This is a genomic window from Micromonospora sp. NPDC047756 (genome assembly GCF_055587245.1).
On the sequence record NZ_JBVJGQ010000003.1, the window covers coordinates 715,376 to 728,505 of the forward strand.

Below are 13,130 nucleotides of genomic sequence, written 5' to 3' on the forward strand. Positions count from 1 at the left end.
CCATCGGCCCGACGATTCCACTCGGTGCGGGGCACCGACGGGCCGCCAGGTCATTCAGGCTGATCGGAGAGCCTTGTAGGGTACGAGCCATGCCAGAGATCCTCGACCAGGCCCGGACCCAGGTCCTGGGTGACGGTGTCGGCCTCGATCAGGCCGGCATCCTCGCCGTGCTGAACCTGCCCGACGAGCACCTGCCCGCCGCCCTCCAGCTCGCTCACGACGTGCGGATGCGCTGGTGCGGCCCGGAGGTCGAGGTCGAGGGCATCGTCTCGCTCAAGACCGGCGGCTGCCCGGAGGACTGCCACTTCTGCTCGCAGTCGGGCCTGTTCACCTCGCCGGTGCGCTCGGTCTGGCTGGACATCCCGTCGCTGGTCGAGGCGGCGAAGCAGACCGCCGCGACCGGGGCGACCGAGTTCTGCATCGTCGCCGCGGTCCGCGGTCCGGACGCCCGGCTGATGAAGCAGATGCGCGAGGGCGTCGCCGCCATCAAGGCGGCTGTCGACATCCAGGTCGCCGCGTCGCTGGGCATGCTCACCAAGGAGCAGGTCGACGACCTGGTCGACATGGGTGTGCACCGCTACAACCACAATCTGGAGACCTGCAGGTCGTACTTCCCCAACGTGGTCACCACGCACTCGTGGGAGGAGCGCTGGGAGACGCTGCGGATGGTTCGCGACTCCGGCATGGAGGTGTGCTGTGGTGGCATCCTCGGCCTCGGTGAGACCGTCGAGCAGCGGGCCGAGTTCGCCGCGCAGCTCGCCGAGCTGAACCCGCACGAGGTGCCGCTCAACTTCCTGAACCCGCGTCCCGGCACGCCGCTCGGTGACCGTCCGGTGGTGGAGGGCAAGGACGCGCTGCGGGCCATCGCCGCGTTCCGGCTGGCCATGCCGCGCACCATCCTCCGGTACGCCGGTGGCCGTGAGATCACCCTCGGCGACCTCGGCACCCGTGACGGCCTGCTCGGCGGCATCAACGCGGTGATCGTCGGCAACTACCTGACCACGCTGGGTCGACCGGCGACGGCCGACCTGGAGCTTCTGGACGAGTTGAAGATGCCGGTCAAGGCGCTCTCCGCCACGCTGTGACGACGATGACGACGACGGAGCTGTGGTGCGACAGGTGCGGTGAGCCGGCGACGGCCACCGTCCACCCGGCCTGCGCGTCCGCCCGCCAGTTGGAGCCGCCCCGGTTCTGCCCCCGCTGCCGTCGCCGGATGAAGGTTCAGGTGCTGCCGGTGGGCTGGGCGGCGGTCTGCGTCGAGCACGGCGAGATGCGAGGCTGAGCCGGATGTTGCGAGGGCGGGCGGTGACACTACGACCGGCGACGGTCGCGGACGTGCCGGCCCTCGCCGCGATCCGGGCCGACCCGGAGGTACGCCGGTGGTGGCGGGGCGGCGACGACCTGGCCGACTCCGTGCGCGCCGATCTCGCCGACGACGACCTGCACGTCTACGCGATCGAACACGACGGTCGGGTGGTCGGGGCGATCCAGTGGTACGCCGAGGCTGACCCGGACTACCGGCACGCCAGCCTGGACGTCTTCCTCGACCCGGCGGAGCGCGGCGCCGGCCTCGGTGGTGACGCCATCCGCACCCTGGCCCGACACCTGATCGACGAGTACGGCCACCACCGTTTCACCATCGACCCGGCCGCGGCGAACAGCGCCGCCATCCGGGCGTACGCGAAGGTTGGTTTTCGCCCGGTGGGGGTGCTGCGGCGCTACGAGCGCGGTGCGGACGGCCGCTGGCACGACGGCCTGTTGATGGATCTGCTCGCCGACGACCTGGTGGAGTGAACGGGAGCCCGCACGCAAGGGTCAGCCCATTTGCGGCATTTATCCCCTAACGCCCGTATCAGGCTTATCGTGCCTTGAATGAGGGTGGAGACGAGGGGGTCGGACGCGAGCGCCGGCCCGATCCTCGCGGGCCGGTTCCGGGGCGACATCGAAGGGCTGCGTGGGCTCGCGCTGGCGCTGGTGCTGGTCGGGCACGCGGGCATCTCCGCGCTCCCCGCCGGGTTCGTCGCCGTCGACGTCTTCTTCGTGATCTCCGGCTTTCTGATCACCGGGCTCCTCGTCGACGAGATCCGCCGGACCGGCCGAATCCGCATCGTCGACTTCTACGCCCGACGCGCCAAACGGTTGCTGCCGGCCGCCACCGTCGTCCTGGTGGCGAGCCTCCTGCTCACCTATCTGTTCCTGCCCCCGATCCGGTGGTCGGGAACCGCCCGGGACGCGCTGGCCAGCGCCGCGTACGCGATGAACTGGCGTCTGGTGGAGCAGTCGACCGACTACCTGCGCTCCGAGGAGGCTCCCAGCATCCTCCAGCACTTCTGGTCGCTCGCCGTGGAAGAGCAGTTCTACCTGGTGTGGCCGCTGCTCCTGCTCGTCGTCGCCCTTCACGTTTCGCGGCGCACGTCCCGGCACACCGACGCGCGGCGTCCGATCTCGGGCGGTCGGCCGGGCCGACACCGCAGACCGTTCCTCGGCGACCGGATGTCCCCGTGGCTGCTCGCCGCCTTCGCCCTGGTCGGCATCCCGTCGCTGGCCTGGTCGATTCACCTCAGCCAGACCGAGCCGGCGCGGGCGTACCTCGTCACCACCACCCGGATGTGGGAGCTGGCGCTGGGCGGTGGACTGGCGATCCTGGGTGGACACCTGTCCCGGTTACCGCGTCCCGCCGCGATCGCACTCGGTTGGGCCGGGATGGCCACTGTCGCCCTCGCCGCGACGCTGATCCGACCGGAGACGGCTGCCTACCCGGGATATCTGGCACTGCTCCCCACCCTCGGCGCGGTGGCGATCATCGCGGCCGGGCCCGGCGCCGGACGCTACGGGCCCGCCCTCCTGCTCAACAGACGGCCGACGCGCGCGATCGGCGCCGTGTCGTACTCGTGGTATATGTGGCACTGGCCCCTGCTGGTGGTGGCGGAAGCCCGCTGGGGACCGCTGGGCACCACCGCCGGCCTCGCGATGATCCTCTGTTCGGCCGTCCCGGCGGTGCTGACCTACCACCTGGTGGAGAACCCGTTCCGGTACGCACAGTTCTCCAGGGCCCGCGTGCTGCGGATGGGACTGGCCGCCACCAGCGTCACGGTCCTCACCGGAATCGGACTGCAACTGGCGGTCCGGCCACCGGTCCCGGGCCAGGCACCCCTGGCCGGGGCCGCCGCGCCGGTCGCGTCACCCGGGGGCGCGCGGGCAGCGGCACCGGTGGACCGGTTCGCCCGCATCACACCCGATCCGCTCGAAGCCCGCGACGACCTGCCCGACGTCTACCGGGACGACTGCGTCACCCAGGCACAGGAGGCGAGCCTGCGCAGCTGCACCTACGGCGACCGGGATTCGCCGGTCGAGGTGGCCCTGGCCGGTGACTCACACGCGGCGCACTGGGTGCCGGCCCTCCAGGTCATCGCGGCGCAGCGCGGCTGGCGGCTGGTCACCTACATCAAGACGACGTGTTCCTTCCTGACCGTGCCGATCGGCATCGCCGGCCGGCCGGACCACAGCTGCACGGAATGGAACCGCAATCTACGAACCGCCCTCACCGGTGAGCGGCGGCCCCGGCTGCTCATCGTCTCCAGCGTGACCCAGATTCCGCTGGTGGACGGCAGCCCACCGCCACCGGGCCCGGCGACGACCGACGCGCAGACGGCCGCGCTGTCGCAGACCTGGTCGGAGATGACCGGGGCCGGGCTGCCGCTGGTGGTCATCCGGGACACCCCGTCGTTCACCGTGGACATCGCCGAATGCGTCTCGGCCCATCGCGAGCGGCTCACCGCCTGCGCGCAGCCCCGGCAGCGCGCGCTCACCTGGGGCATCCCGCAGGAGCGCGCCGCGGCGGCGGTGCCCGGCGTACGCCTGGCCGACCTCAACGACGCCATCTGCCCCACCGAACCGTGCCCCGCGGTGATCGACGGGCTGCTCGTCTACCGGGACGCGCACCACCTGACCGCCACGTACGCCCGCAGCCTCGCCCCACGGCTGCACGACCGGTTGCGTCACCTCGCGGCGGAACACCTGCCGTGAGAGCAGATCGTGAACAGTTGCCGTCCGCGCGGGGCGGCAACTGTCCACGATCTCGTGCGCGGTGCCGGTCAGGCGATGGCGCAGGTGGTGTTGTTGACGGTGAAGGCGGTCGGCTTCGGGTTGGCGCCGCTGTACGTGCCGTTGAAGCCGAAGCTCACCGACGCGCCGGCCGCGATCGTGCCGTTGTAGGACAGGTTCGTGGCGGTGACCGCCGCGCCGCTCTGGCTGATCGCCGCCGACCAGCCCTGGCTGACGCTCTGCCCGCCGGGGAAGCTGAACCGAAGGGTCCAGCCGTTGATCGCGGTGGTGCCGGTGTTGGTGATCGACACGTTGGCGGTGAAGCCGCTGCCCCAGTCGGTGGTGGCGTACCCCACCGTGCAGGTGCCACCGACCGGCGGGGCCGCCGTGGTCACCGCGACCGGCGTGGACGCCGCGGAGGTGTTGCCCGCCGCGTCCACCGCGACCACGTAGAACTGGTACGCCGTGGAGGCGGTCAACCCGGACACCGCCTGGGTGCTGCCGGTCGGCGAGCCGACAAGCACGTCGGTGGCGCCGGCCTCGCGGTAGACCCGGTAACCGGTGACGCCCACGTTGTCGGTCGACGGGGTCCAGGCCAGGGTGAGCCCGGTGGCGGTGACGGCCGAGGCGACCGGCGTGCCGGGGGTGCTCGGCGCCGTGGTGTCGGCGGTGCCGGCCGGCGGCGTGGTCACCGTGAGCTTCGGCGAGGCGGCCGACGTGTTGCCGGCCCCGTCGCGGGCCACGACGGTGAACTCGTACGACGTCGCTGGCAGCAGCGTCGTGATGGTCACCGTCGTGCCGGTGACCGGCCGGACCAGGACCGTGTCGCTGTTGACCTGGACCTCGCGGACGTCGTAGCCGGCCAGGCCGCTGCCGCCGCTGTCGGTCGACGGCGCCCAGGTCAGGGTGACGGTGCGGGGTCCGAGGTTGGACGCCACCGGGGTGCCCGGAACGGTCGGCGCGGTGGTGTCCGGCACCACCGGACCCGGCTCCTCACCCCACACCCGGGTGGTGCCGGAGTAGAGCGGGACCTTCCGGTTCGGCCCGGCCGCGGCCTGGTACGACGGGTCGTTGGTCGGGTCCCAGGTGCCGCCCTCCGGCACGCCGACCTTGAACTGGACCTCCATCCGGTGCTGCGACTGACCCGCCGGAGCGATGGTGTACCCGGCGCAGTCCACCTCGACGTACCAGATGTCGCCGCTGAACTGCTTGGCGGTGGTCGGGGACGGGCAGCCCTGGGTATAGCCGGCGGTGACCTGCACCGGGCCGGTGCCGTCGGGCCGGAAGTAGTACCGGAACCGGCCGTCGGTCAGCGCGCGGGCCGGGAACGCGGACTTGTTGTAGACCATCACCTTGAGCCCGGTGGCGCGCGGTTCGGCCTGCGTCACCGTGGTCTCCACGGTCAGCTCGTCGATGTCCGGCGTCTCGGCGACCGGGAAGTTCGCCAGCGGCGTGCCGCCGTACTCGGAGGTCAGCCGGACCAGCGCGGACGTGAAGCCCGCGTTGTAGTCGGTGGCCACCTCGTTCATCACGTAGTCCGACCGGCTGTCGCTGTACGCGTCGTTGGCCGAGGACGGGCCGCCGACCAGCGCACCGTAGAGGGTGTGCCGGGTCTCCACCGGCACGGTCTGGCTGTCCCACCAGGAGCCGTGCGCGGTGCGGTGGTGCGGGTTCTTCGGTGCGTTGACGCCGAACCCGATGACGTAGCTGGAGTTGCGCGGGTTGTCGCCGAGCGCGTAGTTGATCTGCCGCACCGCGAAGTCGTGGTAGCGCGCCTTGCGGGTGGTGTCGGTGGTCTTGTCGCTGTAGACCAGCGCGGCGAAGGAGGTGTTCGCGGCATAGCGCAGCGCACCCCAGGAGTCGAGGACCGCCATCCCGCCGGGCGAGTACGGAACCCGCTGCCCGTTCACCCCGACGGTCCAGTAGTCCAGCCACCGGTTGGCGTCGTCGACGTACTTCTGCTTGCCGGTCAGGTTGGCCAGCAGCACGTACGCGCCGAACTGCTTGTTGTCCCAGGCGATGGTCCACTTGTAGGAGCGGGTGGTGCTCTGGTTCTCGGTGCCGAGCTTGTCGTACTCACTCTCGGCCTTGGCCAGGTAGCTGGCCTCGCCGGTGGCCCGGTGCAGCCAGATCGCGGCCCAGACCAGCTCGTCCTGCCAGCCGCTCCACGAGCGGTAGAAGCTCGTGGCGTCGGTGATGCACTCGTGGTAGGCCTTCCGCACCGTGTCGGCGAAGGTGTAGAGCTGCCGGGCGTGGCCGAGCAGCTTGTCGGCGTAGGCCGCGTCGGTGGGGCGGAACACCATCGAGGAGGCGGCCATCGCGGCGGCCGTCTCCCCGGCCAGGTCCGCGCCGCCACAGCTCGCATCGATCTTGTACGCGGGACGCGCCATCTGCATCACCTCGGCCGGACCCCACCACTTGTGGTCGTCGTCGCCCTTGCCGACCTGTCCATAGAGGACGTTGGCCGACGGGTGCGCCTTGATAAAGTAGTCGTTGACGAAGCGCAGGTTGTTGAGCAGGTGCGGCAGTTGCCCGGACGAGGTGTAACCACTGCGGTACTCGACCGCGCCCCAGGCGAGCATCGTGGCGCTGAACGCCATCGGGAAACCGAACTTGACGTGGTCGCCGGCGTCGTACCAGCCGCCGGTGAGGTCCACCCCCGTGCCAGCCCCGTCGGTGAGCGCGCTGTCGCCGCGCCAGGAGACCCGGTTCCAGTCGGGCAGCCGCCCGGACTGCTGCGCCTCGTAGAAGAGCAGCGACTTCTGCAACGCCTCGGCGTAGTTGTAGGTGGCCGCCGGCGCGGCGGACGCGGGCTTGGCCGCCGAGGCGGCGGTGGCGGGCCCGGACGGTGGCGCGGTCACCGCGAGGGACGCGCCGGTGAGCAGCGCGACGCCGAGGGCCAGCAGCCGCCGCGGCCAGGGCTGGTCGGCGACCGGCGACCGGCCGGGCTGGCCGCTGAACGGCCGGGTCAGGTGGCGCATGGCGGACTCCTGTCGGAGGCGCCGCCGGCGGTCGCACCGACGCGGGACGGCGTACGGGCGGCACGGCCACCGGCGACAGCGGGGTGGCGGTGTGACCACGGGCATGGAAGCGCTCCCATGGATAACCGACAATGTAATGGGCGGGTCGCCGGTTGGGAAGCCTGCCGATGAGGGCGGGGGCGCGAGCCCCGATTCACCGGCGACGAGTGGATCGTGCTGGAACCGCCACCCGGTGTGTCGGGCGCAGCCCTCGCGATGGACCTCAGCGAGAGCCCCGTGCGGGAGTTCCCCCGGCTCCACCTGGATCTGGACGCCGACGACCGACCCCTCGACGAGGAACTCGACCGGTTGCTGGCCCTCGGCGCGCGGATCGTCGACTGGCGGGACTACCCCACCGACCCACACCCGACCGAGCCGCCGTACGTGGTGCTCGCCGACCCGGAGGGCAACCGGTTCTGCGTCTCGGGCCACCGCGCGCCGCCCGAGCCGTGAGCGTAGAGCCCTAGGCGAACGCGCCCGTGCGGTCCGCCCCGGCGGGAACGGCGAGCGCGACGGTGAGGGTGAGCAGCCCTCCGTCGCGTTCCACATCGGTGGGCCGGCCCAGCCGGTGCAGCGTCCGCAGCATCGGGTCGTTCGTGGCCTGCACGTGCAGCACCAGCGCCGCGTACCCGCAGCGGTCGGCGTGCTGGACCACCCGGCGCAGCAACGCCGAGCCGAGCCCACGCCGCTGCCAGTCGTCGCGCACCAGCAGCGCCACCTCCGCCTCGTCGCCCTCGCCGAGCAGGTTCGCCATGGCGACCACCGACTCGGTCACGCCGTCGGAGCCGGTGGTGCTGGCGATCAGCGTCAGCCCGCGGCTCGGCTCCAGCAGTCGACGCATGCGGGCCGGCTGCGGCAGCGCCGCCCCGCCCAGGTAACGCCGCTGCCGGCTACCCGGCGAGCACGCCTCGTGCAGCTCCACCACGCCGGGCAGATCGTGGACGCCGGCCGGCCGGACGGCCGCCTCCGCGCCGTCGGGCAGCACCACGGTCACCTGTTCGGCCGCCCGACGCGCCACCGTGGCGGCCAACTCGACGAGGGCCTGCGCCCGCGCGTACTCCGCCGGGGTGAAGTCGGGGGCGGCCCGGCGCAGCGCGAACGAGCCACCCGCCGGGTCCGCCAACACCATGCTGGCCCCGGTGATCCCCCGTTCGCCGCCGACCGACGCCGGCCGCCAGCTGACGACGTCGGCGGCGAGCAGGGTCCGCAACGCCTCGCCCGTCGCATCCGGGTCGCGCACCAGCCGGTTGGCCAGCCCGAGCACCCGGGTGGGCTGGTCGGCCAGACCACGCGCCTCGCTGCGCGCCACCCAGCAGTCCCGGCCGCGACCCCGCTCGACGGCGGCGATCAGCTCAGCCTCGTCGAGCGCATCCGGCGCGTCGACCAGGAAATCGTCCACCGCACCCTGCTCGGTGGGCTGCACCTGCACGGTGAGGATGTTGACCCCACGCAGCGCGAGGCTTGCCGTGAGCACCGACAGGTAACCCGGTCGGTCGTCCACCGTCGCTCGGATCCGCCACAACGTCATGGTTGGCTCCCTTCCCCGGTAAGAGCCTCACCCCCGCCTGTTGCCGCCCGGTTGCCCGGCGGTGTCGGCCCGGGAACTCCTCGGGCCGCTCAGGGACCGGCGACCACCGGCGGCGCACCGACGAGATCGAGTCGGTCACCGAGGATCACCGCACAGGCGCGGACGAGCTGGGTGAGCCGATCCACCTCGGTGCCGTGGAACGCCGCGGCGGAGAGGGTCTCGCTGCGCTCACGGGCCACCACCAGCACCAGGCCCGCCCGGCCGAACGGCGCGATCGCGTGGTGGGTCCCGTCGGGCGTGGTCATCGACCGGCCGCGCAGCGGGGTCACCTCCGGCAACCGCGGGGGTACGGGAGCACGCCAGCTCGCGTACCCCACGGTCGCCCCGCCGCCGCCGCTGCGCGAGGCCCAGTCGACCGGCACCACGGCGGCCACCGCCCAGTCGGCGGCCAGCAGCCCCGGCACCGCGTCGACCAGGGTGGCCAACCCGTCGGCCGGGTTGGCCGCGACCTGGGCCAGCAGCTCCGCGTCCTGGCCGGTGGTGGTGGGCGCGCCGATCGCCCGCCACACACCGTCCACCCGCACGCCCGGTATCGCCGCGAGGCCGGCCAGCAGCCGCTCCACCCGCGCCGCACCCGGCCAGACGACAGTGAAGTCGTCCACCGCGCGCCCGCCGAGCCGTTCGAGCACCACCACCTGGACGATGTCCGCCCCGGAGACGCCCAGGGTGCGGGCGACCTGACCGAGGGTGCCCGGACGGTCCGGCAGGGTGACCCGAACTCGCAGCAACATGTCTGTCCCTCCGCTCGGCGGGCCGGCGAAGAAGCGGCCGGCAGGCTGACAACAGCCTGGTAGTTGACCATTTCGTCCCTGTTGCAGGGGCATGTCCCGAGCGGAAATTCTGACCTTGACAACGTGAGCGGGCTGCCATCAACTAGTCCGATGAGTGATCCGGCCGCCGATGCGTCACGGCCGGAGGCCGTTCCCGTCTCCCCGGCGGGGCTGGCCCTCGACCGTCTCGCCGACTACCTGGCGGAGCACCGACCCGAGCTGGCCGCCGGGCCGCTACGAGCCCACCTGATCGCGGGCGGCAAGTCCAACCTCACCTACCTGCTGCGCCTCGGAGACCGCGAGGTGGTGCTGCGCCGCCCCCCGCTGGGCCACGTGCTGGCGACCGCGCACGACATGGCACGGGAGTTCCGGGTCATCTCGGCGTTGGCGCCGACCGAGGTGCCGGTACCGGGCGCGTTGCTGCTCTGCACCGACCCCGAGGTCGTCGGCGCGCCGTTCTACCTCATGGAGCGGATGCCCGGCGAGGTGTTCCGCACCCGCGCGCAGACCGACCCGCTGGGCGACGAGCGCCGCCGCGGCCTCGCCATGGCGATGATGGACACGCTGGCCGCGCTGCACAACGTCGACCCGTCCAGCGTCGGGTTGGCTGACTTCGGCCGCCCCGAGGGCTACCTCGCCCGGCAGGTCCGCCGCTGGGGCGGGCAGCTCGACCGTTCCCGCAGCAGGCCGCTGCCCGGCATCGACGAGCTGCGTGACCTGCTGGCGGCGACCGCACCGGAGGGCGCGAACGCCGGCCGGATCGTGCACGGCGACTACCGGCTGGACAACCTCCTCGCCTCGGCCGACCCGGTCGCCGTCCACGCGGTGCTCGACTGGGAGATGGCCACCCTCGGCGACCCCCTCGCCGACCTGGGGCTGCTGCTGACCTACTGGGACGTGCTCGGTGGCAGCGACACCGCCGCGGGCAACCCCGTCGCCGACGGGCTCGGCCCGCGCGCCGGCTTCCCCACCGGCAGCGAGCTGATCGACAGGTACGCCGGCCGCAGCGATGTCGACGTCGGGCCGCTGTACTGGCACGTGGCGCTCGGCTGTTTCAAGCTCGCGGTCATCTGTGAGGGCATCCACTACCGCCACACGCTCGGGCAGACGCTCGGCGAGGGCTTCGACCGGATCGGCGAGATGGTGGCACCGCTGGTCGCGCACGGGCTGACCGCCGCCAGGGAGCGGTGATGGACTTCTCATACGACAGCCGGACCGAAGAGCTGCGCGCCGAGCTGACCCGGTTCCTGACCGAGCACGTCTACCCGGCCGAGGCCGTGCACGCGGAACAGGTGGCCACCGGGGACCCGTGGTCGCGTACCCCGGTGTTGGCCGAACTGAAGGCGGAGGCCCGCAAGCGCGGCCTGTGGAACCTCTTCCTGCCCGACCCGCGTTACGGCGCCGGCCTGACCAACCTCCAGTACGCCCCTCTGGCCGAGCTGACCGGGCGCAGCCCGCACCTCGCGCCGGAGGCGGTCAACTGCGCGGCACCGGACACCGGCAACATGGAGTTGTTGGCCGAGTTCGGTTCGCAGGCGCAGCAACAACGCTGGCTGATGCCGCTGCTGGAGGGCGAGATCCGCTCGGCCTTCTGCATGACCGAGCCGGACGTCGCCTCCTCCGACGCCACCAACATCGCCACCCGGATCACCCGCGACGGCGACGAGTACGTGATCAACGGACGGAAGTGGTGGTCGTCCGGGGCGATGGACCCGCGCTGCGAGATCTTCATCGTGATGGGCAAGACCGACCCCACCGCCGACCGGCACCGCCAGCAGAGCATGGTGCTGGTCCCCCGGGACACCCCAGGGGTGACAGTGCGCCGGGGCATGACCGTCTTCGGCTACACCGACGGTACGCACGGCGGCCACGCCGAGATCGACTTCACCGACGTCCGGGTGCCAGCGGAGAACCTGATCGGCGCCGAGGGCACCGGCTTCGCCATCGCCCAGGCCCGGCTGGGGCCGGGCCGGATCCACCACTGCATGCGACTGATCGGAATGGCTGAGCGCGCGTTGGAGCTGCTCTGCAGGCGGGCGCTGGAGCGGATCGCGTTCGGCCGACCGCTGGCCGAGCAGGGCGTGGTCCGGGAGTGGATCGCCGAGTCCCGGGTCCGCATCGAGCAGGCTCGGCTGCTGGTGCTCAAGACGGCCTGGCTGATGGACACCGTCGGCAACAAGGGCGCGCACACCGAGATCCAGGCCATCAAGATCGGCACGCCGGCGATGGCGGAGTGGGTGATCGACAAGGCCATTCAGGCCCACGGTGGCGCCGGTGTCAGTCAGGACACGCCACTGGCCGCCCTCTGGGCGCAGACCCGCACCCTGCGCCTGGCCGACGGGCCCGACGAGGTGCACCGCAACTCCCTGGCCAAGCGCGAACTGCGCCGCTGGGCCCCGTAACCGCGCCCACCCCCGCGCCCCGCCCCGCCCCCTCCACGCCCCGCCCCGCCACCCGCACCAAGATCGCGCTCGATCCTGGATGTAGTGGTGTGCGCTCGCCCGGAGGCCACTACATCCAGGATCGAGTGCGATCTTCCCCGCCAGCCTTCGCGATCATGAGGTTGACGAGCTGGAATGCCGGAAATGTCCAGGCCAACCCCATGATCGACACGCTGGGCGGGTGGGGGTGAGGGTGAGGATGTGGGGGTTAGGCGGAGGCTCGGTGGATCAGTTGGGTGTCCAGGAGGATGTGGGAGGCGGGTAGCTCCTCGCCACGGATCCGGGCCACCAGCAGGCGGGCCATCTGCCGGCCCATCTCCTCCACCGGCTGGAAGACAGTGGTCAACGGCGGCTCAGCCTGGCGGGCGATGGTCGCGTCGTCGAAGCCGATCACCGCGACGTCCTCGGGCACCCGCCGGCCGGCCTCACGCAGGGTACGCATCGCGCCGAACGCCATGAGGTCGGAGGCGACGAAGACCGCGTCCAGGTCCGGGCAGACATCCAGCAGTCGCCGCATCCCGGCCGCGCCGCTGCCCTCGCTGAAGTCGCCGTACGCGATCAGGTCGGGGTTGACGCTGGCGCCGGTGGCCTTGACCGCATCGGTGTAGCCGGCCAGGCGGGCCAGCCCGGCACCCATGTCCTGCGGACCGGCGATGGTGGCGACGCGTCGCCGGCCCTGTCTGGCCAGGTACTCCACCGCCTGCCGGGCCCCGCCAACGTTGTCCACGTCGACAAACCAGGCCGGCTGGGCGCCGGGTTGCAGCATCCGGGCGGGCCGACCGCCGAGCACGGCCGGCAGGCCGCGCTCCTCCAGCAGCGTCGGCAGCGGATCGGAGTCGTGCAACGACAGCAGCAGTACGCCGTCGACGTGCTGGTTGGTGAGGTGGTGCTCGACGCGCTCCCGTTCCACCGGCGACTGGGCCATGGCCAGCCAGAGCTGCATCGGCGTCTCCAGCAGCCCCGAGCTGATCCCCCGCACGATCGAGGCGAAGAACGGCTCGGTGAAGACCCGCTCGCCGGACTCGGACACCACCAGCGCGACGGAGTCGGTCCGCTGGGTGACGAGCGCACGGGCGGCCCGGTTCGGCACGTACCCCAGCTCTGCGATGGCCTGTTGGACCGCGGCCCGGGCCTCCGGGCTGACCTGGGGTGAGCCGTTGACCACGCGGGAGACCGTGCCCCGACCGACGCCGGCACGCGCCGCGACCGCGTCGAGGGTCGGGCGCCCGAGCGACCGGGTGCGCTGCGTTGTCATCGTGTGCTCCTC

At 72.1% G+C, this 13,130-nt stretch carries 11 protein-coding genes; 7 read left to right on the forward strand and 4 right to left on the reverse strand.

Going from position 1 to position 13,130, the window contains the following annotated elements; all coding sequences use genetic code 11:
- Positions 1-89 precede the first annotated feature (89 nt).
- The 4 genes from bioB (at position 90) to ACZ6NZ_RS12685 (ending at position 4,026) form a co-directional block, all read left to right on the forward strand.
- Positions 90-1,085, forward strand: coding sequence for a biotin synthase BioB (gene bioB / locus ACZ6NZ_RS12670; protein WP_269680392.1), 996 nt, complete (start codon positions 90-92; stop codon positions 1,083-1,085).
- Between the two features lie 5 nt (positions 1,086-1,090).
- The gene (gene bsaP, locus ACZ6NZ_RS12675; RefSeq protein WP_465858335.1) at positions 1,091-1,282 is read left to right on the forward strand and encodes a biotin synthase auxiliary protein BsaP; all 192 of its coding nucleotides are present in this window, start codon (positions 1,091-1,093) and stop codon (positions 1,280-1,282) included.
- Between the two features lie 5 nt (positions 1,283-1,287).
- Positions 1,288-1,794 (forward strand): GNAT family N-acetyltransferase, encoded by a 507-nt coding sequence (locus ACZ6NZ_RS12680; RefSeq protein WP_355007074.1) that lies wholly within the window; start codon positions 1,288-1,290, stop codon positions 1,792-1,794.
- A 78-nt stretch (positions 1,795-1,872) separates the two neighbouring features.
- Entirely contained in the window at positions 1,873-4,026 is a 2,154-nt protein-coding gene (locus ACZ6NZ_RS12685; protein WP_465858337.1) for an acyltransferase family protein, read from the forward strand.
- Between the two features lie 68 nt (positions 4,027-4,094).
- On the opposite strand, the gene ACZ6NZ_RS12690 is transcribed toward ACZ6NZ_RS12685, so the two are convergent.
- Positions 4,095-7,025, reverse strand: a complete 2,931-nt coding sequence (locus ACZ6NZ_RS12690; RefSeq protein ID WP_465858339.1) for a glycoside hydrolase family 9 protein — start codon at positions 7,023-7,025, stop codon at positions 4,095-4,097.
- Positions 7,026-7,238: 213 nt separating this feature from the next.
- On the opposite strand from ACZ6NZ_RS12690, the gene ACZ6NZ_RS12695 reads away from it, so the two are divergent.
- Positions 7,239-7,517, forward strand: coding sequence for a VOC family protein (locus ACZ6NZ_RS12695; protein WP_465858341.1), 279 nt, complete (start codon positions 7,239-7,241; stop codon positions 7,515-7,517).
- A 10-nt stretch (positions 7,518-7,527) separates the two neighbouring features.
- Here the strand turns inward: ACZ6NZ_RS12695 and ACZ6NZ_RS12700 are convergent, their stop codons facing one another.
- Both ACZ6NZ_RS12700 and ACZ6NZ_RS12705 read right to left on the reverse strand, forming a co-directional pair.
- Positions 7,528-8,592 (reverse strand): GNAT family N-acetyltransferase, encoded by a 1,065-nt coding sequence (locus ACZ6NZ_RS12700; protein ID WP_465858343.1) that lies wholly within the window; start codon positions 8,590-8,592, stop codon positions 7,528-7,530.
- A gap of 89 nt (positions 8,593-8,681) precedes the next feature.
- Positions 8,682-9,383 carry an ACT domain-containing protein gene (locus tag ACZ6NZ_RS12705; protein ID WP_366607263.1) on the reverse strand — a complete coding sequence of 234 codons (702 nt, stop codon included), beginning with the start codon at positions 9,381-9,383 and terminating at the stop codon, positions 8,682-8,684.
- 150 nt (positions 9,384-9,533) lie between these two features.
- Between ACZ6NZ_RS12705 and ACZ6NZ_RS12710 the strand changes: the two genes are divergently transcribed.
- Together ACZ6NZ_RS12710 and ACZ6NZ_RS12715 are read left to right on the forward strand one after the other, a co-directional pair.
- The gene (locus tag ACZ6NZ_RS12710; RefSeq protein WP_465858345.1) at positions 9,534-10,613 is read left to right on the forward strand and encodes a phosphotransferase family protein; all 1,080 of its coding nucleotides are present in this window, start codon (positions 9,534-9,536) and stop codon (positions 10,611-10,613) included.
- On the forward strand, positions 10,613-11,824 hold the full coding sequence (locus ACZ6NZ_RS12715; RefSeq protein ID WP_366607259.1) for an acyl-CoA dehydrogenase family protein: 1,212 nt from the start codon (positions 10,613-10,615) through the stop codon (positions 11,822-11,824). Before ACZ6NZ_RS12710 ends, ACZ6NZ_RS12715 begins: the two co-directional genes overlap by 1 nt.
- Before the next feature lie 247 nt (positions 11,825-12,071).
- Here the strand turns inward: ACZ6NZ_RS12715 and ACZ6NZ_RS12720 are convergent, their stop codons facing one another.
- Entirely contained in the window at positions 12,072-13,118 is a 1,047-nt protein-coding gene (locus ACZ6NZ_RS12720) for a LacI family DNA-binding transcriptional regulator (RefSeq protein ID WP_366607257.1), read from the reverse strand.
- Positions 13,119-13,130 lie beyond the last annotated feature (12 nt).

Excerpts from the sequence above, each read along its gene's own strand:
- ACZ6NZ_RS12690 (WP_465858339.1), bottom strand. The coding sequence starts at position 7,025 with ATGCGCCACCTGACCCGGCCGTTCAGCGGCCAGCCCGGCCGGTCGCCG.
- ACZ6NZ_RS12705 (WP_366607263.1), bottom strand. The coding sequence starts at position 9,383 with ATGTTGCTGCGAGTTCGGGTCACCCTGCCGGACCGTCCGGGCACCCTC.
- ACZ6NZ_RS12680 (WP_355007074.1), top strand. The coding sequence starts at position 1,288 with ATGTTGCGAGGGCGGGCGGTGACACTACGACCGGCGACGGTCGCGGAC.
- ACZ6NZ_RS12715 (WP_366607259.1), top strand. The coding sequence starts at position 10,613 with ATGGACTTCTCATACGACAGCCGGACCGAAGAGCTGCGCGCCGAGCTG.
- ACZ6NZ_RS12710 (WP_465858345.1), top strand. The coding sequence starts at position 9,534 with ATGAGTGATCCGGCCGCCGATGCGTCACGGCCGGAGGCCGTTCCCGTC.
- ACZ6NZ_RS12700 (WP_465858343.1), bottom strand. The coding sequence starts at position 8,592 with ATGACGTTGTGGCGGATCCGAGCGACGGTGGACGACCGACCGGGTTAC.
- bioB (WP_269680392.1), top strand. The coding sequence starts at position 90 with ATGCCAGAGATCCTCGACCAGGCCCGGACCCAGGTCCTGGGTGACGGT.
- ACZ6NZ_RS12685 (WP_465858337.1), top strand. The coding sequence starts at position 1,873 with ATGAGGGTGGAGACGAGGGGGTCGGACGCGAGCGCCGGCCCGATCCTC.
- ACZ6NZ_RS12720 (WP_366607257.1), bottom strand. The coding sequence starts at position 13,118 with ATGACAACGCAGCGCACCCGGTCGCTCGGGCGCCCGACCCTCGACGCG.
- bsaP (WP_465858335.1), top strand. The coding sequence starts at position 1,091 with ATGACGACGACGGAGCTGTGGTGCGACAGGTGCGGTGAGCCGGCGACG.